19 protein-coding genes and 2 pseudogenes are annotated in these 24354 nt (G+C 56.0%); 12 read left to right on the top strand and 9 right to left on the bottom strand.

What is annotated here, in order from left to right:
- From CKW15_RS13610 to CKW15_RS13595, 4 genes are all read left to right on the top strand, one after another.
- Window positions 1-1362, top strand: coding sequence for an LLM class flavin-dependent oxidoreductase (locus CKW15_RS13610; protein WP_095152206.1), 1362 nt, complete (start codon window positions 1-3; stop codon window positions 1360-1362).
- The gene (gene mgrA / locus CKW15_RS13605) at window positions 1359-2396 is read left to right on the top strand and encodes an L-glyceraldehyde 3-phosphate reductase (RefSeq protein ID WP_095152205.1); all 1038 of its coding nucleotides are present in this window, start codon (window positions 1359-1361) and stop codon (window positions 2394-2396) included. The genes CKW15_RS13610 and mgrA overlap by 4 nt, the downstream gene beginning before the upstream one ends.
- Window positions 2397-2446: 50 nt before the next feature.
- The gene (locus CKW15_RS13600) at window positions 2447-3385 is read left to right on the top strand and encodes a sulfonate ABC transporter substrate-binding protein (protein ID WP_095152204.1); all 939 of its coding nucleotides are present in this window, start codon (window positions 2447-2449) and stop codon (window positions 3383-3385) included.
- A 313-nt stretch (window positions 3386-3698) separates the two neighbouring features.
- Window positions 3699-4772: an NAD(P)-dependent alcohol dehydrogenase gene (locus CKW15_RS13595; RefSeq protein WP_095056180.1), complete on the top strand. Its 1074-nt coding sequence runs from the start codon at window positions 3699-3701 to the stop codon at window positions 4770-4772.
- Between the two features lie 166 nt (window positions 4773-4938).
- On the opposite strand, the pseudogene CKW15_RS28750 reads toward CKW15_RS13595, so the two are convergent.
- Window positions 4939-5034: pseudogene (locus CKW15_RS28750) on the bottom strand (alpha/beta hydrolase); the annotation flags it as partial.
- Window positions 5035-5115: 81 nt separating this feature from the next.
- The gene (locus tag CKW15_RS13585) at window positions 5116-5571 is read right to left on the bottom strand and encodes a hypothetical protein (protein ID WP_095056181.1); all 456 of its coding nucleotides are present in this window, start codon (window positions 5569-5571) and stop codon (window positions 5116-5118) included.
- Window positions 5572-5984: 413 nt separating this feature from the next.
- Between CKW15_RS13585 and CKW15_RS13580 the strand changes: the two genes are divergently transcribed.
- Complete coding sequence (locus CKW15_RS13580; protein WP_095056182.1) at window positions 5985-7043, top strand: aromatic ring-hydroxylating dioxygenase subunit alpha; 1059 nt, start codon at window positions 5985-5987, stop codon at window positions 7041-7043.
- A gap of 87 nt (window positions 7044-7130) precedes the next feature.
- Complete coding sequence (locus CKW15_RS13575) at window positions 7131-8081, top strand: PDR/VanB family oxidoreductase (protein WP_095056183.1); 951 nt, start codon at window positions 7131-7133, stop codon at window positions 8079-8081.
- A gap of 9 nt (window positions 8082-8090) precedes the next feature.
- Here the strand turns inward: CKW15_RS13575 and CKW15_RS13570 are convergent, their stop codons facing one another.
- The 3 genes from CKW15_RS13570 to CKW15_RS13560 all read right to left on the bottom strand — a co-directional run bounded on the left by CKW15_RS13570 (window position 8091) and on the right by CKW15_RS13560 (window position 11538).
- On the bottom strand, window positions 8091-8804 hold the full coding sequence (locus CKW15_RS13570; protein ID WP_095152250.1) for a GntR family transcriptional regulator: 714 nt from the start codon (window positions 8802-8804) through the stop codon (window positions 8091-8093).
- An 85-nt stretch (window positions 8805-8889) separates the two neighbouring features.
- The gene (locus tag CKW15_RS13565) at window positions 8890-10137 is read right to left on the bottom strand and encodes an OprD family porin (RefSeq protein WP_095152203.1); all 1248 of its coding nucleotides are present in this window, start codon (window positions 10135-10137) and stop codon (window positions 8890-8892) included.
- A gap of 66 nt (window positions 10138-10203) precedes the next feature.
- A complete protein-coding gene (locus CKW15_RS13560; protein WP_095056185.1) occupies window positions 10204-11538 on the bottom strand; it encodes an MFS transporter in 1335 nt (444 codons plus the stop codon).
- A gap of 1038 nt (window positions 11539-12576) precedes the next feature.
- Here CKW15_RS13560 and CKW15_RS13550 point away from each other — a divergent pair.
- Window positions 12577-13308, top strand: a complete 732-nt coding sequence (locus tag CKW15_RS13550) for an ABC transporter substrate-binding protein (RefSeq protein ID WP_159953400.1) — start codon at window positions 12577-12579, stop codon at window positions 13306-13308.
- Between the two features lie 551 nt (window positions 13309-13859).
- Here the strand turns inward: CKW15_RS13550 and CKW15_RS13545 are convergent.
- From CKW15_RS13545 to CKW15_RS13535, 3 genes are all read right to left on the bottom strand, one after another.
- On the bottom strand, window positions 13860-14918 hold the full coding sequence (locus CKW15_RS13545; RefSeq protein ID WP_095056931.1) for a diguanylate cyclase: 1059 nt from the start codon (window positions 14916-14918) through the stop codon (window positions 13860-13862).
- Window positions 14919-15228: 310 nt separating this feature from the next.
- On the bottom strand, window positions 15229-15843 hold the full coding sequence (locus CKW15_RS13540; RefSeq protein ID WP_095152202.1) for a LysE family translocator: 615 nt from the start codon (window positions 15841-15843) through the stop codon (window positions 15229-15231).
- A gap of 444 nt (window positions 15844-16287) precedes the next feature.
- Window positions 16288-16518: a hypothetical protein gene (locus CKW15_RS13535; protein ID WP_095056216.1), complete on the bottom strand. Its 231-nt coding sequence runs from the start codon at window positions 16516-16518 to the stop codon at window positions 16288-16290.
- A gap of 173 nt (window positions 16519-16691) precedes the next feature.
- Here CKW15_RS13535 and CKW15_RS13530 point away from each other — a divergent pair, with 173 nt between their 5' ends.
- A complete protein-coding gene (locus tag CKW15_RS13530) occupies window positions 16692-18353 on the top strand; it encodes a SulP family inorganic anion transporter (protein ID WP_095152201.1) in 1662 nt (553 codons plus the stop codon).
- A gap of 21 nt (window positions 18354-18374) precedes the next feature.
- Here the strand turns inward: CKW15_RS13530 and CKW15_RS13525 are convergent, their stop codons facing one another.
- Window positions 18375-18563 carry a ribbon-helix-helix protein, CopG family gene (locus tag CKW15_RS13525; protein ID WP_095056214.1) on the bottom strand — a complete coding sequence of 63 codons (189 nt, stop codon included), beginning with the start codon at window positions 18561-18563 and terminating at the stop codon, window positions 18375-18377.
- Between the two features lie 528 nt (window positions 18564-19091).
- Here CKW15_RS13525 and CKW15_RS13520 point away from each other — a divergent pair.
- The 4 genes and pseudogenes from CKW15_RS13520 to CKW15_RS28745 all read left to right on the top strand — a co-directional run.
- Entirely contained in the window at window positions 19092-19709 is a 618-nt protein-coding gene (locus CKW15_RS13520; protein WP_095152200.1) for a TetR/AcrR family transcriptional regulator, read from the top strand.
- Between the two features lie 81 nt (window positions 19710-19790).
- On the top strand, window positions 19791-20909 hold the full coding sequence (locus CKW15_RS13515) for an efflux RND transporter periplasmic adaptor subunit (protein WP_095152199.1): 1119 nt from the start codon (window positions 19791-19793) through the stop codon (window positions 20907-20909).
- Entirely contained in the window at window positions 20906-23992 is a 3087-nt protein-coding gene (locus tag CKW15_RS13510) for an efflux RND transporter permease subunit (RefSeq protein ID WP_095152198.1), read from the top strand. The genes CKW15_RS13515 and CKW15_RS13510 overlap by 4 nt, the downstream gene beginning before the upstream one ends.
- Window positions 23993-24080: 88 nt before the next feature.
- Window positions 24081-24188 (top strand): annotated as a pseudogene (locus tag CKW15_RS28745) (transcriptional regulator); the annotation flags it as partial.
- Between the last annotated feature and the right edge of the window lie 166 nt (window positions 24189-24354).

Below are 24354 nucleotides of genomic sequence, written 5' to 3'. Positions count from 1 at the left end.
ATGACTCGACAGCTGAAACTGGGGGCCTTTCTCATGGCCGGCGGGCATCACATCGCCGCATGGCGACACCCCGAAGTGCCGGCCGACGCCGGGCTGGATTTCACCCATTACAAACGCCTGGCGCAGATTGCTGAAGCCGCGAAGTTTGACGCCTTGTTCGTCGCCGATAGCGTCGCCGCGCCGAGGGATGAAATTGCCAGCCGCATGGCACGCTCGGCTTACTTTGAGCCGCTGACGTTGCTTTCAGCCTTGAGTGTGGTGACCGAAAATATCGGTCTGATCGCCACGACCACCACCAGCTACAACGAGCCGTACCACGTAGCGCGCAAATTCGCTTCCTTGGATCACCTGTCCGGCGGGCGAGCGGGGTGGAATTTGGTGACCTCGGATAACGCTGCCGAAGCACAAAATTTCGGCCGGTACGAACACATTGGGCACGCTGATCGCTACAGCCGCGCCCGTGAGTTTTGTCAGGTCGTCACGGGGCTGTGGGACAGTTGGGAAGACGACGCGTTTATCCGCGACAAGACGAGCGGCGGCTATTACGACCCGGCCAAGTTGCATGTGCTGGATCACGTGGGTGAACACTTCCGGGTCAAGGGGCCGCTGAACGTTGCGCGCTCCCCGCAAGGACAACCGGTGATTGTGCAGGCCGGCTCCTCTGAGGTCGGCCGCGACCTGGCGGCGCAAACGGCGGAGCTGGTATTCACGGCACAAACTTCGTTGGCCAATGCCCAGGCGTTTTACGCCGATCTCAAAGGCCGTTTGAGCCAGTACGGCCGCAGCCATGACTCCCTGAAAATCATGCCCGGCGTTTTTGTAGTGGTCGGGTCAACGGAAGAGCAAGCGCAGGAAAAATTTCAAACATTTCAGCGATTGGTCGAGCCTGAAGTTGGCGTTGCTTTGCTTGGGCGCATGCTGGGCAACTTCGACCTGTCGAAATATCCACTGGACGGGCCGCTCCCGGACCTGCCGCTCACAGAAAGCGGCCAGCAGAGCCGGCAGAAACTGCTGACAGAGTTGGCAGGCCGGGAAAACCTCAGCCTCGCCGAACTGGGCAGAAAAATTGCCGGTGGTCGCGGGCATTACAGTCTGGTGGGCACACCGGTGCAGATCGCCGACCGACTGCAGGAATGGTTCGAACAAGGCGCGGCCGATGGATTCAACGTGTTGGTGCCGCACCTTCCTGGTGGTCTGGAAGATTTCGCCAACGAGGTAGTGCCGGAGCTGCAACGTCGAGGACTTTTCAGAACCGAGTACGAAGGCCGTACTTTGCGCCAGAACCTGGGGCTGGTTAGGCCTTCAAACAAATTTATCCAGCCTCGCCCCCCATTTCCAGACAACCAGGAAATAGCTCAATGACTTACATCGCTGCCGAAAACCGCTACGACTCCATCCCTTATCGTCGCGTGGGTCGCAGCGGCCTGGTGCTGCCAGCGCTGTCCCTGGGCCTGTGGCACAACTTTGGCGACAGCACGCCGATCGACACCCAGCGCGCGTTGTTGCGCACGGCATTCGACTTGGGCATCAACCACTTTGACCTGGCCAACAACTACGGCCCGCCGTACGGCAGCGCCGAGATCAATTTCGGTCGATTGCTGCGTGAAGACTTCAAGCAGTATCGCGACGAGTTGATCATTTCCAGCAAGGCCGGTTGGGACATGTGGCCCGGCCCATACGGTCAGGGCGGCGGCTCGCGCAAGTACGTGCTGGCCAGCCTCGATCAAAGCCTGCAACGCCTGGGCCTGGATTATGTGGACATCTTCTACTCCCACCGTTTCGACCCGGACACCCCGCTGGAAGAAACCGCCAGCGCCCTGGCCACGGCGGTGCAGCAAGGCAAGGCGTTGTACATCGGCATCTCCTCATATTCAGGAGTGAAAACCCGCGAAATCGCGGCGTTGCTCAAAGAGTGGAAAGTCCCATTGCTGATACACCAACCGGCGTACAACCTGCTCAATCGCTGGGTGGAAAAGGACTTGCTGGACATCACCGACGGACTTGGCGCCGGGGTGATTGCCTTCACGCCGCTGGCGCAGGGGTTGCTGACCGACAAGTACCTCAACGGCGTACCGGCGGATGCGCGGGTCAACCGTCCGGGCGGCGCTTCGTTGCAGGCGTCGCACTTGTCCGAAGCCAACATTGCCCAGGTGCGGGCCCTCAACGAAATCGCCAAGCGTCGCGGTCAGACCCTGGCGCAGCTGGCATTGGCCTGGACGCTTCGAGATCCACGGGTGACGTCAGCGCTAATCGGTGCAAGTCGACCGGAGCAGATCATAGAGAACGTAGGAGCGTTGAAGAATCTGCGCTTTAGTACGGAAGAACTGGCAGAGATTGACCGATTTGCCCGAGAGGGCGGGATCAATCTTTGGGAAAGGCCGTCGAGTGCTGAATAAATAAAAGCCCAACTCAGGCGTTCTCCCAGATTTCAAACAGCGAGACAAAGATGACATTTCTAAAAGTTTTTTTTACGGGGTTAGCACTGTTCAGTCTGACAAACTCCGTAATGGCAGCAGACCCTGCAACCCTGAGAATCGGCTACCAGAAAGGCTCGATTGCCTTATTACTCGCTAAAGAGCACGGGCTTTTGGAGAAGCGTTTTCCTCAAACGGCAGTGCAGTGGATTGAATTTCCTGCCGGGCCGCAGATGCTGGAAGCGATCAACGTCAATGCGCTGGACATTGGCTCCACCGGGGACATCCCGCCGTTATTCGCGCAAGCGGCGGGAGCCGATCTGGTCTACATCGGAACCGAGCCGCCAAAACCACAAGCGGAAACCATATTGGTACGCGCTGACAGCCCGCTAAAAGACATTGCCGACCTAAAAGGCAAAAAGGTGGCATTTCAGCGCGGATCCAGTTCACACAACCTGATACTTAGGGCGTTGAATAAGGCCGGTTTGAGCTACCAGGACATCCAGCCTATGAACCTGCCTCCCGCTAATGCGCGTGCAGCCTTCGAACAGGGCAGCGTAGATGCCTGGGCAATTTGGGAGCCTTACTCCTCGCTTGCCTTGAGTCAGGGCAATGTGCGCGTGCTTGCCAACGGCGAAGGTTTGAACCTGTCAGGCCCTGTGTACACCGCACGACGCGCCTACGCGCAAGCCAATGGCTCTTTTGTCCACGCGCTGCTCGATGAGCTTACTGCCGCCGAAGAGCTGACCCGCAGCCAACGGGAAGAAAGCCTGAAGGTGGTAAAAAAATACATGGGACTGCCCGACAGTGTGATTGCCAGCTACCTCGATAATCGGCCGCCTTCTCCAATACTGCGCATTGATGAAAACATCATCAATGCGCAGCAAATGACGGCCGATCTGTTTTATCAAAACAAGCTTCTGCCCAAGAAAGTAGATGTGCGTGACGCGGTATGGAACGAGTCCAATTGAGCACGAATATGGCCAATCTCCAGAACTCCAACACTGCTTTCGAAGTGTTCCGACATCCGCTGCGTGGCGGCTAATTGCTCGATCTTGGTCAGGTCTTGCGCAAATGGGGAATGCGCCGAGAGATGATTAGCCAGAGCTTCACGACGCGGTCCGAATTTCGCCAACTCGAAAAAACCTCGCCGAACAGCTCCGTACATCGTCACTTGGCACCATCGATGCAGTGCCCAGTACGCAATTAACCTTTGATCCGGCAATCCGGCAGAGTCTGGATTTCGTGCTGAACTCAATCGCATATTGATCAGGAGGGATCATCATGGCCACGATGAAAGCGGCAATTTTCGTCGAAAAAAACCGGATCGTGCTCGACGACAAACCCATTCCTGAAGTCGGGCCCCTCGATGCGTTGATTCGCATAACAACCACCACGATCTGTGGTACCGACGTGCATATACTGCGTGGCGAATACCCTGTAGCCAAAGGCCTGACAGTCGGTCATGAGCCAGTCGGCATCATCGAGCGGCTCGGTTCGCAGGTACTCGGTTTTGTCGAAGGCCAGCGGGTGATCGCGGGCGCGATTACCCCCAGTGGACAGAGTTATGCTTGCCTGTGCGGCTGTGGCTCACAGGATGGCCCGGATACCCGGCATGGCTTTCGGGCCACCGGTGGCTGGAAGTTCGGCAATATCATTGATGGTTGCCAGGCTGAATATGTATTGGTGCCTGATGCGTTGGCCAATCTATGTCCGATACCGGACGGTCTCAGCGACGAACAGGTGCTGATGTGCCCGGACATCATGTCTACCGGCTTTTCTGGAGCCGAGCGAGGAGGGGTGGAAATCGGCGATACCGTGGCGGTATTCGCCTTGGGGCCAATTGGGCTCTGCGCGGTGGCCGGTGCACGGCTTAAAGGCGCAACCACGATTATTGGAGTCGATGCAGTCACCGAACGTATGAACGTCGCTAAAAAACTGGGGGCGACGCATGTCGTCAACTTCAAGGACGGTGATGTGGTTGAACAAATCATGGCCCTGACGGAGGGGCGTGGTGTCGATGTGTCCATCGAAGCATTGGGGACTCAGGGGACTTTTGAGTCGGCATTGCGGGTTCTGCGTCCGGGCGGTCGACTTTCCAGCCTCGGGGTTTACTCCAGTGACCTGAAAATCCCACTAGACGCTTTCGCCGCTGGTCTAGGGGATTACAGCATCATCACCACCCTATGTCCCGGCGGTAAGGAACGCATGCGACGCTTGATGGCGGTGGTGGAAAATGGCGGGGTGGACTTGTCGCCGCTCGTGACGCATCGCTACAAACTCGATGACATCGAAGAGGCGTATGACCTGTTTGCGCATCAACGCGACGGGGTGATGAAAGTTGCAATTACCCCGTGAGGATCTTTGGGGAGTAGGCGGTTTGTACGAGCGTTAGGGATTTCATGCCCTGCACCAAATTGGCAATCGTCCGGCCGCGCCATCTTGCGTAATTGCATGGAATTCGCCCCCGCATTTGCATTGCCACTGGCCAGTCAATTGCACAAGTGCTGCCCCATCGGTTGCACTCGACTTGACCAGCGTGCGCACGTTCCGCCATGAAAGCTATTGCCTGGGGTGGGATGTTTTTGTCTTTGTCGCCATAAACAAACAACGATGGAACGGTTTCCCGGGCGCAATGGCTGGTCGGTGGGCACTGATGCAGCGAAGGCTGCAGTCCCACACGAAGTGGGAACGATCAACCTCAATCAAACTGCTTTGATGCGCTGGCGATGCGCTGGTACTTACGCAGCTGCCGGTTAGCGCTGCGGATATCCAGAAACAGTATCTCTCCGCTACGCCAGAGCAGCATCCACGCGGTGACGGTAACGACGCCCACGGGGATGGTGCCTTCAATACCCAGAGCCGTGCCTGCCAGCGCCAAGGCTAGTGCCAAGCCCAAGAGTGTCAGCGCTACCAGCCGCTGGGAGCGAATATCCACTCTGAGTTGTTCGCTCTTTTCCGCAAAGGTATTGCTGATGGCTTGCTGCAGGCGTTCTCGCTCATCTTCCGGGCAGCGAATCTGCAGGCACAATTCGTGGTGGTACCAGGCGCTATCCGACAGGTAATCCACCAGTTCGGGGCTTAGCTTGGGGTTGTCCGGCGAGGCAAACGGATTGAGGTAATCGTGGGTGATCGTCAGGTCGATTTTTTTAGTCATAACGAACCTTTACCTGGTTGAGTTGTGGGCGGAGGCTTTCGTGTTCGAGGTAAAGCTAGTCGCAAGACAGCTACTCTGCTTGATCGGCAGTCGCACGCGCTGTTGTAGGAGCGGATTTATCCGCAATGCGTTGGCTGAATGTGCGCCGCGACCCGCCTTACAAATGCACAATGCGGCCTCACCAGTGACCAGCAGGAGAGTGCCCTGTGGGCGATTTACGTCGAATCGGATTTGGATGCCACGGCAGGATCGGGATGGAAGCGCCTTCGCATATATAAGGTGCTCGAAAGGTTGAATATTGATGAATTGGATTAATGGATCCATTGATCGTTATTTATCACATAAACCTTGACTAAAATCCGACTAATCCGATCAAATGGATCCATAACAACAAGCCTGCTCCGGAGATTCGCATGTATCCGAAAAACACCTGGTATGTCGCCTGCACCCCCGACGAGATCGCTAGCAAGCCCCTTGGGCGGCAAATATGCGGTGAGAAAATCGTTTTCTATCGAGGCCATGAAGGGCGCGTTGCCGCCGTCGAGAATTTTTGCCCACATCGAGGCGCCCCCCTTTCGCTTGGGTATGTCGAGAATGGCAACCTGGTCTGTGGGTATCACGGCCTGGTAATGGGCTGTGACGGCAAAACCGTCGAAATGCCAGGTCAGCGCGTCCGGGGCTTTCCGTGCAACAAGACCTACGCGGTTGAAGAGCGTTACGGTTTTATCTGGGTCTGGCCTGGGGAGCAGGGCAAGGCTGACCCAGACCTGATCCATCATCTGGAATGGGCTGTCAGCGATGAGTGGGCCTATGGCGGTGGGCTTTTCCATATCAACTGCGACTATCGACTGATGATCGATAACCTGATGGATCTCACCCACGAAACCTACGTGCACGCCTCCAGCATTGGCCAGAAAGAGATCGATGAAGCGCCGCCGGTCACAACCGTTCAGGGTGACGAAGTGGTCACCGCACGGCACATGGAAAACATCATGGCACCACCGTTCTGGCGCATGGCCCTGCGTGGCAACAACCTGGCCGACGACGTGCCGGTAGACCGTTGGCAGATCTGCCGCTTCAGTCCGCCTAGTCACGTCTTGATCGAAGTGGGCGTGGCTCATGCTGGCAAGGGCGGTTACAACGCTGAGCCGCAACACAAAGCCGCGAGCATAGTGGTCGACTTCATTACACCGGAAACCGAGACCTCGATCTGGTACTTCTGGGGTATGGCACGCAACTTCAATCCGCACGACGAAGCCCTGACCGACACCATCCGCGAGGGCCAGGGGAAGATTTTCAGCGAAGACCTCGACATGCTCGAACAGCAGCAGCAAAACCTGCTGGCCAATCCTGAGCGTAACTTGCTCAAGCTCAATATTGATGCCGGTGGCGTGCAGTCCAGGCGCGTGCTGGAACGCCTCATTGCCCGTGAGCGAGCACCGGCTGTCGAGCTGATTGCTGCGGTGAAATAGCGAAAGGGAGCGCCCTTGAGCAATACGCCAGTCCACTCCCATTGATCTGTTCGCGGCCACTGCGGTGGCCGGACTTGAAGGTTCGCCATGATTGAAGTCGTCGTGACATCCCGCAACAACGAAGCGTTGGATATTTGCAGCTACGAGTTGACCTGTGCACAGGGCGGGGCATTGCCCAGCTTCAGTGCCGGGGCTCATATCGACGTGCACCTGCCCAGCGGACTGATCCGCCAGTACTCACTGTGCAATCACCCGCAAGAGCGCCATCGCTATCTGATCGGTGTGCTCAAGGACGCTGACTCGCGCGGTGGTTCTCAGAGCATGCATGAGCAGATCAACAGTGGCGATCGGCTGTTCATCAGTGAACCGCGGAACCTCTTCCCGCTGGTGGGTGAGGCTCGGCGCAGCCTGTTGTTCGCTGGCGGCATAGGCATCACTCCGATTCTCTGCATGGCCGAGCAACTGGCCCACAGCGGTGACGATTTCGAGCTGCATTACTGTGCTCGCTCCAGTGAGCGTGCGGCATTTGCCGACCGACTCAAAGGGGCCTCCTTTTCCGATCGCGTGCACCTGCATTTCGATGAAGAGGCCGATTCGCGTCTGGATGCCGCCAAGATCCTGGCTAATCCGGGCCCGGACTTGCACCTGTATGTCTGTGGCCCTTCAGGGTTCATGCAGTTTGTGCTCGACAGCGCCAAGGCCCAAGGTTGGAGCGATGGGCAGTTGCACCGTGAATACTTCGCCGCAGCGCCGGTGGATACCCGTGGCGATGGGACGTTCCAAGTCAAGCTTGCCAGTAGCGGGCAGGTGTTCGACATTCCAGTCGACAAGACGGTGGTTCAGGTGCTGGAAAGCCACGGTGTCGAGATTGCAATTTCCTGTGAGCAGGGCGTCTGTGGAACCTGCTTGACCCGTGTGCTGGAGGGGGTGCCGGATCACCGTGACCTGTTCCTCACCGAAGAAGAGCAGGCGGCAAACGATCAGTTCACACCCTGCTGTTCAAGGGCTAAATCGGCGCTATTAGTGCTGAATCTTTGACCAAGCCGGTTATTCGCCGCGCGCGATCACTTTCATCCGTTCGCTATTGCTGATCGCGCCGAATACCTCGGCGTAACGCAGGGTCGCATTGGCGTGTTCACGCATAATGGCCTCAGCGCGTGCGCCTTGGCGACTGACCAGCGCGTCGAAGACCGAGTGGTGTTGCATGTGAGCGAAGTTGAAGCGCCGGTATTCGCGTGCCATGTCTTCACGATCGATAGCGAGCGCTGAGACTGAAGCGAAGGGCCGATGGTCGTTTCGTGACAGGGCTTCGGCAATGGCAGGGTTGGCGCTACTTTCGACGATCACCTGATGAAAGCGCATGTTGAGGTCATGGAAGGCCTCAAGGTCTTCTTCTGTCACATAGCCTTTGTCGAACAACGCATCGCCTTGTACCAGGCATTCCTGAAGCGCCGCCTGTGCTTGCTCGCTCAATCCGCGTTCGGCGCTCTGCCGCGCTGCCAGCCCCTCCAGTACCCCGCGCACTTCAACGGCTCCGGCGATATCGTCGGCGCTCACCGAACGCACCTGATAGCCCCGTCCGCCATGGCGCACCAGTAGACCTTCCTGTTCCAGAGTAAGGAAGGCCATGCGCACCGGCATGCGCGAGACGCCGAAGCGTTCCGCCGTCGGAATCTCCATCAGCCGCTCGCCAGCCGCCAGCTCTCCCGAAGCGATCATTTTGCGCAGTGCGACTAGCACCATTTGACCCGGTTTGCTCATGCAGGCGACTTCCAGAAAGTGGTTCGCCATAGTAACGCAAGGAAGGGGGGGGATGCAGGGGCGACTAGCGCCCCTGGCGGGAGGATCAGAGAGACAGTGGGTAGCTGACGATCACGCGGGTCTGATCGAAATCACTGTTGAAGCTGCGACGGTTGGTGGCGTTGTTGACCCGCACGCTAAGGTTTTTCATCGGGCCACTTTGCAAGGTGTAGCTGACCTCGGTGTCACGTTCCCATTCCTTGCCATTGCTACCCGCCTTGGTGGTGGCGTTCTCGCCGTGACCATAGCGGGTCATCAGCAGCAAGCCGGGGATGCCGGCGGCTACGAAGTTGTAATCATAGCGAGCCTGCCAGGAGCGCTCGTCGGCGTTACTGAAGTTGCCGTTGAACATGTCGTTGCCCAAGGTGCGCCCACTACTGCCATACACGGACATCCAGCTGGTATCGCCGCTGACCTTTTGCAGTCCCAGATACAACGTATGGCCACCCAGGTTGGCCGAGAACAGCCCGTAGCCAGTAGTACTTTGCACGTTACCAATACGGGCGCTGCCGTCATCGTTATCGATGAAGTAGCCCAGATTCGCGCCGAGAGTCCAGTCACCAAACTTCTGCTTATGTAGCAGGTTCAGATAGCTTTGTTGATAAATGTCTTCGAGTTGCGAGTGCCAAGCGCCAATCAGGGTTTGTTGCTCGTTGAAACGATATTCAGCGCCCGCATAGTTGAAACTGTCTGACGTAACGGTGGGCGCAGCCCAGGCAGAGAGGTCTTGCATGTTTGAGGAATTACGCAGGCTCGTGGCGGTGTATTGCCCACCCTGCAGGCTCAAGCCGGGTAGCTCTCGGGACACCAGCATGGTGCCTTGGAAGGTCTGTGGCAGTAGGCGTCCGTCATCGTAGCGCAGCAGCGGAACATCGGGCATGAGCTCGCCCAGAAATAGCTCAGTGTCAGAAAAGCGCATTTTTGCGGCCACCCCTGCACGCCCATAGCTGTCGGCGGAGTGACCATCTGCATGCACCGGCAGCAAGTCGGAACCGCTGGTCTGACGGCTGCTGTCGAGCTTGATACCCAGCATCGCTATACCGTCAAGGCCAAAGCCTAGAACGCCAGGGGTGTAACCGGAATTGAACTTGAGGATAGCGCCCAGGGCCCATTCTTCTACCTTGCTCTTGCTGGCGCCGGGATCGTTGTAGTCACGATTGAAATAGTAATTTCGCAGCAACAGACTGGTCTTGGAATTCTCGAAAAAGCCGCTGCTCTCGGCATACGCTGAAGGTAATAAGGCAAGCGCTATTGCACCGCCGAGCAGGGCCCGGGGGAGAGGAAGGTAAGTCATTATTGTTGTATTCCTGGGGGTAGTAGTCAGTAGCGAGGCAAGGCCTCGCTACCTCTTTGCATTGCGTCAGGCGTGGCTGAGCTCGGCAGCAGGTTGCACTTGGGTGTTGAGCTTGAGTAGCAGCAACACGGCGGCGGCAATCACGAAAACCACGGCAAAAACCCCGTACAGGTGCAGTGGCTGCCAACCGCTGTCCAGCAACAGGCCGGCGACGGTCGGCGAAAGGATCGCGCCGATGCGTCCGATACCGATGCCCCAACCGACCCCTGTTGTCCGAACTGAAGCGTCGTAGACAATCGGCGAAAGCGCGTACAAGCCAGCCACGCAACCGTTGGCAAAGAGCCCGATCAACAGGCCCAGGCCGAGAGCCATTGATACGGATGAAGCGGAACCGACGAACAGTACCAGCAGGCCCGCGGTAATCAGCATGAACAGCGACAGCACCCGGGTCAGCCGCCAGCGCGAGGCCATGCCACCAATCAGCGCCGCGCCGAAGATACCGCCGACGCTCAACAGCACGCCGCCGCTGATGCCTTGCTGTGCCGATAGCCCTGCTGAAACCAGCAGTTTCGGCGTCCAGCTCATCACGAAGTAGAAGCCGAACATCACCAGGAAGAACAGCAGCCAGATCAGCAGGGTGGTGCGCCGTGAATCAGGCGAGAGCAACTGCGCCAGGCGCCCACGGCCTGAAATCGGCGCGGAGATGGCGACGGGCAGTTCGCGCAGTGCTGGCTGGCCGAGGCGGGCGGCCAGTCGATTGATGCGTGCCAAGGCATTCTCGGGGCGGCGGGCGATCAGAAAGTCCAACGACTCAGGCAAGTACATCAATACCAGTGGAATCACCGCCAGGGTCACGGCTCCACCGAATAGGAAAACCGAACGCCAGCCAAAGTGCGTCAGCAGCCACACCGACAACAGCCCGCCCAAGGTCGCACCCAAGGCATAACCGGTGGATTGCAGGCTCACCGCCAGGCCTCGCCAGCGTTTGTTGGCATATTCACTGGCAATCACGTTGCTGCTGGCCAGGATTCCGCCGATACCCAAGCCAGTCAACCCACGCAACAACGCCAGCTGCACCGGTGTCTGGCTCAGTGCCGACAACAGCATGCCGGCCCCGGAGAGCAGCAGGCAAAACAGGATCAATGGCCGACGACCATAGCGATCCGCCCACGGCGCAATAAACAAAGAACCTGCTGCCATGCCAAACAGCCCGGCACTCAACAGCAGCCCGATCTGCGCGCCATTCAAGCTCCATTCGGCAGACACCGAGGAAGCCGTGAAGGCCATTACCAGCACGTCGAAACCATCGATCATGTTCAGAACAATACAGATGCCCACGGCCAACCATTGGAACCGCGCCATGGGACGCTCATCTACCACGCTCTTCAGATCGACACTCATGGCTGCCCCTCGAGATGAGGCTGCGTAAAGTTAAAGCGAGGGAGGCACACGAAGGTGGGTGCAAGCCGAAGCTTGTGCCCGATTGAGAAGTGATTCATCACGACACCCTATTATTTTTATGAGCGGGACAGGCGCAGTACCTGACACCGTGCGGGGCCAGTCAATCAATTTATGGATCCACTGTGAAGAGTAATTACATGTATTTTTGTCTGATTTTTTTATAAAAGTAATAAAACCTTTAAAAACAATACGTTAACATTTTTTAAATCGTTCGATAATCGAACATGGATGAGGGGTGGTCAAATAAAGGATCCATTCCTATCGGGCTGAGTCGGCTAGTAGGGGGCTATGTAGATACCGAAATCCTGATGGATACGGAAGCGCGTTATGATGAGTTGCTGAAGGTTGCTGACGATTATCGATGCCGAGGGATTATTGATAGATCAGAGCGCAACACATTGATTGAGATTGCAACGGCGGCCTACGCGCGATCGGTAGCAGACCTTTCAGCGTAAAACATTGGGCCTTAGCGATGTTTCTTGCTTGGCCAGTTTCAGTATGTCGTGACCGGCAGAAGTCGACCCATTGCTGCCAGTCGTGGCTGGCAGTCAATGATAGATTTTCAGGAAGGCTTTACATTCAATGCACCTAGGATTTGATCAGCTACGCTTGGTGTAAGACAAACTTCAAGGATGATGCTGTCCAACTGGCTAACCCAACCTCTGAAGGTGGCTCGAATTTGTCCTCGCGTGCTCAAGCACAATCTATTTCTTTGAATAAATACCCTCCGACCGTTTGCACTTGCTGACGGGATTAGACGAGGCTTCAGATGGCGCCCGTTAGAAAACATTGGCACTCTGTCGTCGTTCGATGGGAATCGGAGGCCCAATCTGAGTGCCTGAAAACGCTGGCACCAATCGATGACCGTAGGGCGAGTTGTCGATGCTCGCTGTCGACTTGAATCATCTGGTGACGCGTTTATAGTGACTCGAAGGATGAACAGGAGCGGCCCGAGTGGGATGTATGAAAAGGAGGATGTTGGCCGCGATTCTGGCTTTCAGCTCATCCCATGTCCTGGCCGATGAGTGGCAGGTATTGACGCACAGTACCGGCCTTGAGGTGTCCCGTACGAGCGGGAGCCTGCGCGGCTTGCCACATAGTGGGAAGCGCGCCTTCTACCTAGAGCTGGTACGAGCGTTGTTGTCAGAGCTCGGCGAGCCTATGGAGATTACCGAAGTGCCACTGGCTCGAGGCCTGGCGCTGGTACAACAAAACGAAGGCATTGCCTTTTTCAATGTAAGCCGAACGGCGGACAGGGAATCGACCGTCAATTGGGTAGGGCCGATTTCCAGCGAAACGGATCGGCTATATGAAAGCGCCGAACATCCAACCGGAATCAAAACGCTATCTGATGCTCGCCATTTACCCGTCTGTGTGCTGAACCACAACGTGGATGATGCTGCCCTTGTGAGCCAAGGTTTTACTGCCATCATCCGTAGCAATAGCTATTCGGGCTGCTTCAAGATGCTGCAAGCGGGCAGAGTGCTGCTTGTAGCTTCATCGATATGGGGCTTACAACATAAGCTGGCCGAAGCCAAGGTCTCTGCCTCTGCATTGCGTCTAACGCCGGTGACGATCCTCACCTCCGATGGATACATAGCACTGTCCAAAAGCACACCTGGTTCGGAAGTGGCTCGATGGCAACGGGCACTCGACCAGATCAAACAGAGCGGCAAGTATGACGACATATTGAGTCTTTATGCGGATTGATCGGGCTGTACGAGATCTATCCTGCCGAGAAGAAAGCAGGCACAAAGGAAACGACTGATCTGAACTGATTTAACCGGTCGCGCATTTCACCAGAAAGGCTCGAGGATGCAGAATCTTGATGTTTATTGCTCCGTGTATCGACGTCCAGCGCCAAAAAAAGCCTTTTAAATTGGCCTGTTGGTACTTCAATATCAACTTCAAACCATAGTGGGTGGCTCTGGTCATTGTCGACAAGCTAGGTGGGCTCTGGCGATCACATTCTTAGGTGTATTGTTTTACAACATGAGGATCTGCGAGCTACCCGGCTCAAGGTGCGAATTCGTGTTTACCTGAGTGACCGCTATTGGCCGTTCTCTGCCGGTCGTAACTACGGCGTGTGCTGGTCCATTCCGTTTTCAAGCTGCGAAACACGAGCTCCATCGGGGCATTATCCCAGCAGTTTCCACGAGGAAATTACCTGGTTGCTATAAACCACTTTTTTGAGTTGTTAACCTCATTAGTTTACAGATCAAAAAATTGGTTTACTAGGTGTCTAGCGAATCCACTGTGATTCAAGGTGCGTTGACGATGTCGCCTAAGGTGAAATGGACCTTGTCGCGCCCACTGTTCTTGGCCGCATACAGTGCCTTGTCGGCTTCGTTGAGCCAGTCTGCGGCGTCGGTCATTGCACTGCAGCACGATGCCAAGCCGATACTCAGGGTGACTCGCAGCTCAGGCAGTTGCTCATTGCGGTAGTTGCCCATTGCCCCTCGCAGTCGTTCCATAATTTCGCCAGCCTGGCTCAGTGGGCTGTTGGGCAGGATCACACAGAACTCGTCTCCACCAAAGCGACCGGCTAGGTCACCTTGGCGAAGGTTTTTCTTAAGTTCGGCGCTCAGCTGGCGTAGCACGCTGTCGCCAACGAGATGGCCGTAAGTGTCGTTGATCTGTTTGAAGTGATCGACATCAATGATCGCGATCACCGTTTCGAAGCTCTCCTGCCGGAAGGCGAAAAACTGCAGGTGAAGCAAATCCTTCCACGCCCCATGATTGAGCAGGCCGGTGAGACTGTCGGTACAGCTCAGGGCGCTAAGACGGCGCTTGTGGTCGGCGAGCTTAATGGCCAGGCGATAACAGACCCAGCCCAGCGCTAATGGGTAGAGCGTCAGCATTGGCAAGCAGGCGTAGATCTGTAGGGCGGTTGCAGTAAGTTGCACCTGCGGGCCGAACAGTGTTATCGCAAGCAGAATTCCGACAACTTGGGCCAGCGCGCCATGCACGAATAAACGCTGGCCGCCTGCAGCGACGTTGTTCATCGTCATCATCGAAAGAATGGTGACGGCAGGCAACGGATTGAACTGCATGGTCGCGGTCCAGAACCCGCCCATCACTGAGTCGTAGAGTAAGTTGCGCCGCTCCGCCTGATATGGCTCACTAGCACGGGTGGCCAATTGATAGGCCAGGTGCGGCCAAACCAAGCCGTTGAAAAGCAACAGTACCCATACCCATCCCGGCAGGCCCAGCGGCGCAATGGCGGCCAGTACGCTCAGCATGCCAATCGCCAGGCCAATAAGGCGTGGCAGGTAGATTCGTTTGGCAAAAGACTGTCCTTTGCCAATCTTGTTTTCCATTACCCCATCACCATTCATGTTTCGCTCCCTCGATAGTTATTGTCTACTGCAGGAGTCACCGCTAATCGCATAAACATTCTTCAATATTAACGCGAGGGTGAAGAGCGACCTTGCAAGCGCTCTCAAGGCTTAGGCAAACCGTTCTAACTCCTGGCCTGCCACGATCGTACAAGCCTCGCTGGCCTTTCGATCATAATATTGAATCGCCAGCAGAGCGACTTCTGAATCGGTCCTGGTTTCATAGGCACACCTGACGGGCTGTTTTTGGCCGATAGCGGAGTCACCCCACGTCTCGCGGTCGATTCAATACTCAGGTCAGCTGTCGTGCTCCCAGGCCCAGAATCAGACTACCGCACAGGCGATCAATCACTTTCCGAGCCTTCTGATACTCCGAGGAAATCGTTGGTTGCGACAAAGCCACCGCAACCAGTCCATACCAGGTCAGCGAAACGACCAACACAACCGCCAGCATTGAGACGAAGGTGCTGACCGAGGAGTGGGTGGGGGCTGCTGCTGAAAAGACGGCGGCGTAGAAGGCTATGGATTTAGGATTGCCGATGTTGGTGATGACACCCTGAAAGAAAGATTTCCGGACGCTGCCAGCCGGGCCCTCGCAAGGCCGTAAGGCGGGATGCTTGCCTGCTTTAATGATCAGGCGTGTGCCAAACCACATCAGGTACGCCGCACCCATTATCTTCACAACCAGTACCGCCCATGGGAAGGCTGCAAATACAAGGCCTAGGCCTGTGATCGCACAGCCAGACCATAGCAGGTTCACGGTCACTATACCGGCGACTAAGGCCAGCGCCTCGGCACGTGTCGCGGCTACTGCCTTGTGAACAACGGCGACGAAATTCGGCCCCGGAACCACTACGCCTGCCAGATAAACCCAGAAAACAGTGAGCACCGCGGAACTGTCGAACATTTCGATCCCTCTTAGCGCTGATCGGTATCAGCGTCTGGTTGAAGATTTCATCACGTTTTTCGCCGCGAGAGCATCAATGCTAGCGGCCGAAGGGGCCGACAGTCAGACACAGATTCCACAATAAACTCCGATACAGTGACCTTTTATGCTGAGTAAGTCCTGCCCGGCGATGAGGCGGTCAGGGATCGCTATGGCCAGGCGAGGAATACTTCGCGATAAGGGCGGATGTGTGCTGCCTCCAGGTAGTCCAAGATTTCCGCCGCATCCCCACGTGGTGAAGCAAGATTGCCCCACCTATAAATCTGTAAAAATCTCGCGTAGGCAATTGGTTCGAGAGGAGCAGACTGGGTCAGTGACATCTCGGCAATTGGCTCAATTCGACGTTGGCGCCAACATACTCGACCTTCACTGACATGATCATGTCTCCTAGGTGTGAGCCAAGGGTTAAAAGTGGATTTCAGCGGTTTTGAGGCCTAGGTCTCGAAGCTCGGCAATCAAGTCATCCAGATGCCCGAAAGACTCGACCTCCTCGTTGTCATCAACCAAGAAGAAACTCCTGCCCGCGTCCTTCTTGAAGAACACAATCCACTCCTTGGGGTTGGTCGGGTTCGCGATCACATGGGAGTCGAAGGTCACGCCTTCGGCATGTTTGGTTTTCACAGTTTTACGATTCATATTGTCACCACGCTACGCGCGCTCTCAAAATTATCTATTTTCAGTGTATGCCCGCCAGTTCCATCTGAGCTTTCACTTTAAACGTCTCCAGCCGCACGACGCTGTGGTTCAAAGGCTTTTCAATTATAACTGCATGTTAATACTATGCACATACACTCATTGAGGAGCGAGCCATGATTGCGATAGGTGAGGCATGGAAGGCGGGACTGTTGGGTCGAAAGCACTGGCTCAGCAATATGGTGTCTGGCGTGATAGTCGGGGTCGTGGCGCTCCCCTTGGCAATGGCTTTTGCCATTGCATCTGGCGTCAAGCCTGAGCAAGGCATCTACACCGCAATCATCGGCGGCCTGCTGGTTTCACTCTTTGGCGGAAGCCGCTTGCAGATTGCCGGCCCGACAGGTGCGTTCATTGTGATTCTGGCGGGAGTCACGGCCAAGCATGGCGTTGACGGTCTTCAAATCGCTACGATGATGGCGGGCGCCATGTTGTTCTTGCTGGGTTTTGCCCGGCTTGGGGCAATCATTAAGTTTATCCCCGATCCGGTGATCGCCGGATTCACCGCAGGAATCGGCGTGATCATCTGGGTTGGACAGTGGAAGGATTTTTTCGGTTTACCGACGATCAGTGGAGAACACTTCCATGTAAAGTTCTGGCATTTGTTCCAGGCCTTCCCTGATCTTCATATAGCCACAAGCCTGCTGGCTGCACTCAGTCTTTTCCTGGTAATCACCACCTCCAAAATCCCCGGTCTCAAACGGGTGCCTGGCCCGCTAGTCGCAATGGCGGTTGCTACGGCAATACAGTCAGCTTTTCATTTCCAAGGGGTAGCCACGATTGGCAGCGCATTTGGTGGCATTCCTCAAGGTCTTCCAGCGTTTAGCCTGCCTGACATCACGCTGTCTCGCGTCATCGATTTGATTGGCCCAGCGTTCACTATCGCCATGCTTGGAGCAATCGAATCGCTGCTGTCGGCAATGGTGGCCGATGGTATGGCGGGCACTAAGCATGATTCCAATCAAGAGCTGATCGGGCAGGGGGTGGCTAATCTGGTCACGCCATTGTTTGGTGGTTTCGCCGCTACCGGAGCCATTGCCCGTACTGCAACCAATATCCGCAACGGAGGCACAAGCCCGTTGGCCGGCATTACGCATGCGGTCACCTTGTTGCTGATTATTCTGTTTCTGGCACCTCTAGCCTCAAACATCCCACTGTGTGCCCTGGCCGCCATTCTTTTCGTGGTCGCCTACAACATGAGCGAGTTAAAACACTTCAAGCGCATGCTCCAGCGAGCCCCACGCGCAGACGTGTCTATCCTGCTCATCACCTTCAGCCTCACCGTGTTCAGTGACTTGGTGATCGCCGTGAATATCGGCGTCATTCTGGCGATGCTGCAGTTCATGCGCCGCATGGCCTCATCTGTCGAGGTGCAGCAGATAGTCGAGCACGAACTTGAAGAAGAGTTAAGAGCCAACGGCCATGTTCGCTTGCCGCCAGGGATACTGATTTATACGATAGAAGGGCCACTGTTCTTTGGTGCAGCTGAGACCTTCGAGCGTGTGTTAGCACAGACCCACACAGACCCACGTCTGCTGATTATCCGTCTGAAGCGCGTACCGTTTATGGATATCACGGGCTTGCAAGTGTTGGAGGAGGTCATTCAGCAGCTACACCAGCGCAATATCGTGGTGAAACTCTGCGAAGCGAACACGAAGGTGCTCAACAAGCTCGATAGGGTGGGTATCCTGCAAGAAATCAGCCCGGAGCACTATCACGCCGACTTCAATACCGCGCTGGCTAAAGCTGTCAGTCACGTTGAGGGTACGTCGACGCTCTAGAGAACAACTGCCAGTGTTGGGTTATGACTTGGTACTGGCGGCATGCTTGCTCTTGGTCGAATAGCTGGCGCCGTGAGTATCCAGGTAGTCACGAATCAACTGGCGGACTACCTGCGAAGACGTCAGGTCTTGTGCTGCACAGAGTTCCTCGAAAGCTTTTTTCTTGATGGGGTCAATGAGCACGGTGAGGCGCGCAGTCTTGCTTTCCATGGGGTATTTAATCGCTCAAGTCGCTGGATGTTAATCAAATTGTAATTGCCTTGTTCTGTGCTGTCACTGCACAGGCGGATTGCTGCTCAGCACCCTTTGTTCTTGCTGATTGTGTCCAAAGCACCACGATCGTTGCCGGCGACCTCCGCTGACCCGCGCGGCTCGACCCAGAGTGTCAGCTCCATGATCGCGGCTTCGAGGGCTAGCTGGTTTTGATTGATCTTGAAGAGTAGGGAAGGGAGTAGGACTGAGTTCGACATTGTGATTCCTCCGTGGAAGAGGACAGCGTAGCAAAGCTCTGAAACAGTCGGGCACGGTTTCGGCGCTGTTGGGTCGTGGCTGACCACGTGATTTTGGTTTGAGTACAAAAGGGCCCAGCGGGCCCTTTTTTGTGGACGCCTAAATTTCTGCTCTCATCCTGAATGAGCGCCCCCCAAAAAAGCAAAAGATATGGTCATTCTGCTTGTAACCAAAAAGAAAATCAGTCACTAATTGCCCACTTCTAAGGCAGACGGCGGGCGGTAAATCATGAGTCAAACAGTCACTAATTCAGCACCCGCTCGCGGCCCGGCCGACCATGATGTTCGCACTCAGATTGTCGCCGCTGCCACCGAGCACTTCAGTCATTATGGTTACGAGAAGACGACCGTCTCCGATCTCGCTCGATCAATCGGTTTCTCCAAGGCCTACATCTACAAGTTTTTCGAATCCAAGCAGGCGATTGGCGAGATGATTTGTGCCAATTGCCTGAGCCAAATCGAGGCCGAGGTGAGGGCCGCGGTCAACGAAGCCAATCACCCGCCGGAGAAGCTACGGCGGCTGTTCAAGGCGATAGTCGAGGCGAGCCTTCGCCTTTTCTCACAGGATCGCAAGCTCTACGAGATTGCCACTTCAGCAGCGTCCGAGCGCTGGGGGGCGACGATCGAATACGAGGAGCGCATCCGCGAATTGCTTCAAAACGTTCTGCAGGAAGGTCGCCAAAGCGGAGACTTCGAGCGCAAGACACCTCTGGATGAAACCGTCATGTCGATTTATCTGGTCATTCGGCCATACCTTAACCCGCTGCTCCTGCAGCACGGCTTCGATTACATCGATGAGGCACCTGGAAAATTGTCCAGTCTGGTGCTGCGCAGCCTTTCGACGTAATTATAATGCGGTAGTGACTATTGACTAAATCGGTCACTAGATACAAGGTGGGCGTCCCGATCCTTTTTGTATGGGACTCTCATGCGCCTGCGCCGCTTTGTATTGCCTATTGTCATTTGCCTGTGTCCACTTGCGTTGGTCGCTTGCGGCGAAACAGCGCAAAACGATCCACGCACCCAATCGCCGTCGGTGCGTGTAGCGATCGCTCAAGCAGCAACACCAACGCCACGCTCTTTCACCGGCATCGTAGCGGCTCGTGTTCAAAGTGACCTAGGCTTTCGAGTCTCCGGCAAAGTGCTGGAACGCCTGGTTGATACGGGGCAAACCGTGAAGCGGGGCCAAACCCTCATGCGCATCGACCCAGTCGATTTGAAACTGGCCGCACATGCGCAACGCGAGGCCGTTGCAGCTGCGCAAGCGCGAACGCGACAAACAGTTCAGGACGAAGCACGTTACCGCGTGCTGCGTGGAACGGGCGCGATATCAGCCTCGACCTACGACCAATTCAAGGCTGCGGCGGATTCTTCCGGGGCTCAGCTCAGCGCTGCTCAGGCTCAGGCGCAAGTGGCCTTTAACACCATCCAATATGCAGAATTGCGTGCGGACGCGGATGGCATCGTCATGGACACGCTGGTCGAACCAGGTCAGGTGGTGAATGCTGGACAGGTGGTGGTACGCATAGCGCATGCTGGGCCGCGAGAAGCGCTGATCCAATTACCGGAAACCCTGCGACCTACAATCGGTTCTATTGCACAGGCCTCGCTATATGGCAAAGAAGGCCCCAGTGTGGCTGCGAAGTTGCGGCAGTTATCGGATGTTGCAGACAGCCTGACTAGAACGTTTGCAGCGCGCTACGTGCTGGACGGCGAGCAGGCAATTGCTCCTCTGGGTACCACCATCACATTGCAAATTTCAGATGAATTTTCTTCCCCCCAGACAGGAGGTGTGCAGGTACCAATAAGCGCTCTGTACGACTCCGGCGACGGCCCGGGAGTATGGCTCATAAGGGGGGATCCGACGCAAGTTCACTGGCAGCCAGTTGTGGTTCAACAACTTAATGATGAACTCGCGCGAATCTCCGGTGAGTTAAAGCCAGGTCAGCAGATCGTCGCGCTCGGCGCCCACCTGCTACGGGAAGGCCAGCAAGTTCGGGTAACGGGGCAAAGCAACGTCGCGACTATCGAAGGGGTTCGTCGATGAGTGAGCGTCGCTTCAACCTGTCGGCACTCGCGGTACGCGAGCGTTCCGTCACACTGTTCTTGGTGTGCTTGATCTCTCTAGCCGGGCTTGTAGCATTCTTCAAGCTGGGGAGGGCGGAAGACCCGGCGTTCACGGTGAAGGTGATGACTATCGTCACAGCCTGGCCCGGGGCAACTGCTCTGGAAATGCAGGATCAGGTGGCGGAGAAAATCGAAAAGCGCCTCCAGGAGCTGCGCTGGTACGACCGTAGCGAAACCTACACGCGCCCCGGCCTCGCCTTTACGACCCTGACGCTGCTCGACAGCACGCCACCATCGCAGGTGCCCGAAGAGTTCTACCAGGCGCGCAAGAAGGTCAGCGACGAATCGAAGGAGCTACCGGCCGGTGTGATCGGGCCAATGGTTAACGACGAATACTCGGATGTCACGTTTGCTCTGTTCGCGCTCAAGGCCAGAGGGGAGCAACAGCGTTTGCTGGTACGTGACGCCGAGAAACTGCGTCAGCGTTTGCTGCATGTGGCGGGGGTGAAGAAGGTAAACATTATCGGTGAGCAAGCCGAGCGCATTTATGTGGAGTTTTCGCATGAGCGTTTGGCAACGCTGGGCATCGGCCCGCAGGAAGTGTTCGCCGCGCTGAACGGCCAGAATGTTCTGACACCGGCCGGCTCCGTGGAAACCCAGGGGCCGCAAGTGTTCACTCGTCTGGATGGTGCGTTTGATGAAATGTCGAAAATCCGTGACACCCCTATCATCGCGCAAGGCCTTACGCTGAAGTTGTCGGACATCGCCACCGTCAAGCGCGGCTATGAAGACCCGGCAACCTTCATAATCCGCAATGGTGGTGAACCCGCGCTGTTGCTGGGCATTGTCATGCGCGATGGTTGGAACGGCCTGGATCTGGGGAAGGCACTGGACACCGAGGTAGAGGGGATCAACGCAGAGATGCCGCTGGGGATGAGCCTGACCAAAGTGACAGATCAAGCAATCAACATCAGCTCAGCGGTTGATGAATTCATGATCAAGTTCTTCGTCGCTTTGTTGGTAGTGATGCTAGTGAGCTTTCTTAGCATGGGCTGGCGCGTCGGCGTGGTGGTCGCAGCGGCCGTGCCGCTGACTTTGGCGATCGTCTTCGTGGTGATGGCGGCGACGGGTAAAAATTTTGACCGTATCACCCTGGGCTCGCTCATTTTGGCGCTGGGCCTGCTGGTGGATGATGCCATCATCGCCATCGAAATGATGGTTGTGAAAATGGAGGAGGGCTACAGCCGCATCGCCGCTTCTGCTTACGCTTGGAGCCATACTGCCGCCCCGATGTTATCCGGCACGCTGGTCACTGCTGTCGGTTTTATGCCCAATGGTTTCGCCCGCTCTACGGCAGGCGAATACACCAGCAATATGTTTTGGATCGTTGGTGTCGCTTTAATAGCCTCGTGGCTGGTTGCTGTGGTGTTTACACCCTACTTCGGCGTTAAGTTGCTACCCGAAATCAAACTGATCGCAGGTGCTCACAAAGCACTTTACGATACGCCGCGATACAACCGCTTTCGCCGTTTGCTGCTGCAAGTCATCGTGCACAAGTGGCTTGTCGCTGGTGCTGTAATCAGTCTTTTTGTGGTGGCCATACTCGGCATGGGGTTGGTCAAGAAGCAGTTTTTCCCGATCTCCGACCGCCCTGAGGTGTTGGTAGAAATTCAGATGCCCTACGGCTCCTCCATTGCCCAAACCAGCGTCGCCACTGCAGAAGTGGAAGCTTGGCTGGCAGAGCAGAAAGAAGCCAGGATCGTTACAGCCTACATTGGTCAGGGCGCGCCACGCTTCTACATGGCAATGGGGCCGGAATTGCCTGACCCGTCATTCGCCAAGATCGTGATTCGTACTGACAACGAGCAAGAGCGTGAGGTGTTGAAACATCGGTTGCGGGAGGCGATTTCCGAGGGCTTGGCTCCACAGGCGCGGGTGCGAGTCACGCAACTTGTATTTGGCCCTTATTCGCCATTCCCGGTTGCATACCGGATTACCGGGCCAGATCCGACTAAGTTGCGCGAGATTGCAGCTGAGGTGCAGCAAGTCATGGTTGCCAACCCGATGATGCGCACAGTCAATAGCGACTGGGGCGCACGCACACTTGCTCTGCACTTCACCTTGCAGCAGGATCGCTTGCAAGCCTTTGGACTCACCTCCAGTGCGGTAGGGCAACAATTGCAGTTTCTGTTGAGCGGCGTGCCGGTGACCGCCGTGCGAGAGGACATCCGCACTGTGCAAGTGGTGGCCCGCTCAGCAGGAGGCAATCGCTTCGATCCGGCAATGGTCATGAACTTCACGCTGGCTGGTGCAAACGGGCAACGCATCCCGCTGTCGCAACTCGGCGAGGTTGATGTCCGTATGGAAGAGCCGATTATGCGTCGGCGCGACCGGGTGCCAACGATCACTGTGCGTGGCGATATCGCTGAGGGTCTGCAGCCGCCAGACGTATCAACAGCGATCTCCCAGCAGTTGCAGCCTGTCATGGAGAAATTGGCGAAGGGCTATCGCATCGAGCAAGCGGGGTCTATTGAGGAATCTGGCAAGGCGACCGTAGCGATGTTGCCGCTGTTTCCAATTATGTTGGCGCTTACCCTGATCATCCTTGTTTTGCAGGTGCGCTCGATATCTGCAATGGTCATGGTTTTCCTGACCAGTCCGCTGGGGTTGATCGGTGTAGTGCCTACGCTGATTCTTTTTCAGCAGCCATTTGGCATCAATGCGCTGGTAGGCCTGATTGCACTGTCGGGCATCCTAATGCGCAATACGCTAATTCTGATTGGGCAGATTCATCAGAACGAGCGGGCGGGACTGGAACCGTTTCATGCAGTAGTCGAAGCGACCCTGCAGCGTGCTAGGCCGGTGATCCTGACCGCACTGGCGGCGATTCTGGCCTTTATCCCGCTGACTCATTCGGTGTTCTGGGGAACGCTTGCCTACACGCTGATTGGAGGAACGTTGGCGGGTACCGTATTGACTCTGGTGTTTCTGCCGGCCATGTATTCGATCTGGTTTAGGATCAAGCCCGTCAGGAATAACGCCCTTGTAGGGCAGCCTGCGTAAACCGGAAAGCGCGGCGGATCATTCCGCCGCGCTGACTTTAACCCGAAAGAGCTCACCTAGGGCTTGGTCGGTAAAAGGCTGCCAAAGTCCTCACTCCGGCGAAGTCGTAGAAACCAAGGGCGGCAACCACAAGACGCTGAAGGAATGGAAAGCAGAACACGGCTCCGCGACGGTCGAGTCCTGGCTGAGCAAGTGATCTTGGTTTGAGTACAAAAGAGCTCGAGAGGGCCCTTTTTTGTGCGCCACTGTTTCTTCAACCGATGCATTTCAGGATTACTCGAACAGCGGTTTGAATAACCGAAGGTAACGTTCAGAAAATACAAATACAAATGCGAATACGTATCAAACGCTGGCGATGTGGT

Source organism: Pseudomonas sp. Irchel s3b5 (genome assembly GCF_900187435.1).
In the GTDB taxonomy this organism is placed as follows: Bacteria; Pseudomonadota; Gammaproteobacteria; order Pseudomonadales; family Pseudomonadaceae; genus Aquipseudomonas.
The sequence above is the reverse complement of the archived record's forward strand: the minus strand, read 5'-3'. Positions and strand labels throughout refer to the sequence as shown.

Bases quoted from the DNA above. Each gene is read 5' to 3' on its own strand.
- CKW15_RS13520 (WP_095152200.1), top strand. From the start codon at position 19,092: ATGAGTCAAACAGTCACTAATTCAGCACCCGCTCGCGGCCCGGCCGAC.
- CKW15_RS13570 (WP_095152250.1), bottom strand. From the start codon at position 8,804: ATGAGCAAACCGGGTCAAATGGTGCTAGTCGCACTGCGCAAAATGATC.
- CKW15_RS13540 (WP_095152202.1), bottom strand. From the start codon at position 15,843: ATGTTCGACAGTTCCGCGGTGCTCACTGTTTTCTGGGTTTATCTGGCA.
- CKW15_RS13575 (WP_095056183.1), top strand. From the start codon at position 7,131: ATGATTGAAGTCGTCGTGACATCCCGCAACAACGAAGCGTTGGATATT.
- CKW15_RS13585 (WP_095056181.1), bottom strand. From the start codon at position 5,571: ATGACTAAAAAAATCGACCTGACGATCACCCACGATTACCTCAATCCG.
- CKW15_RS13535 (WP_095056216.1), bottom strand. From the start codon at position 16,518: ATGAATCGTAAAACTGTGAAAACCAAACATGCCGAAGGCGTGACCTTC.
- CKW15_RS13530 (WP_095152201.1), top strand. From the start codon at position 16,692: ATGATTGCGATAGGTGAGGCATGGAAGGCGGGACTGTTGGGTCGAAAG.
- CKW15_RS13595 (WP_095056180.1), top strand. From the start codon at position 3,699: ATGGCCACGATGAAAGCGGCAATTTTCGTCGAAAAAAACCGGATCGTG.
- CKW15_RS13515 (WP_095152199.1), top strand. From the start codon at position 19,791: ATGCGCCTGCGCCGCTTTGTATTGCCTATTGTCATTTGCCTGTGTCCA.
- CKW15_RS13510 (WP_095152198.1), top strand. From the start codon at position 20,906: ATGAGTGAGCGTCGCTTCAACCTGTCGGCACTCGCGGTACGCGAGCGT.
- CKW15_RS13545 (WP_095056931.1), bottom strand. From the start codon at position 14,918: ATGGAAAACAAGATTGGCAAAGGACAGTCTTTTGCCAAACGAATCTAC.
- CKW15_RS13580 (WP_095056182.1), top strand. From the start codon at position 5,985: ATGTATCCGAAAAACACCTGGTATGTCGCCTGCACCCCCGACGAGATC.
- CKW15_RS13610 (WP_095152206.1), top strand. From the start codon at position 1: ATGACTCGACAGCTGAAACTGGGGGCCTTTCTCATGGCCGGCGGGCAT.
- mgrA (WP_095152205.1), top strand. From the start codon at position 1,359: ATGACTTACATCGCTGCCGAAAACCGCTACGACTCCATCCCTTATCGT.
- CKW15_RS13525 (WP_095056214.1), bottom strand. From the start codon at position 18,563: ATGGAAAGCAAGACTGCGCGCCTCACCGTGCTCATTGACCCCATCAAG.
- CKW15_RS13560 (WP_095056185.1), bottom strand. From the start codon at position 11,538: ATGAGTGTCGATCTGAAGAGCGTGGTAGATGAGCGTCCCATGGCGCGG.
- CKW15_RS13600 (WP_095152204.1), top strand. From the start codon at position 2,447: ATGACATTTCTAAAAGTTTTTTTTACGGGGTTAGCACTGTTCAGTCTG.
- CKW15_RS13565 (WP_095152203.1), bottom strand. From the start codon at position 10,137: ATGACTTACCTTCCTCTCCCCCGGGCCCTGCTCGGCGGTGCAATAGCG.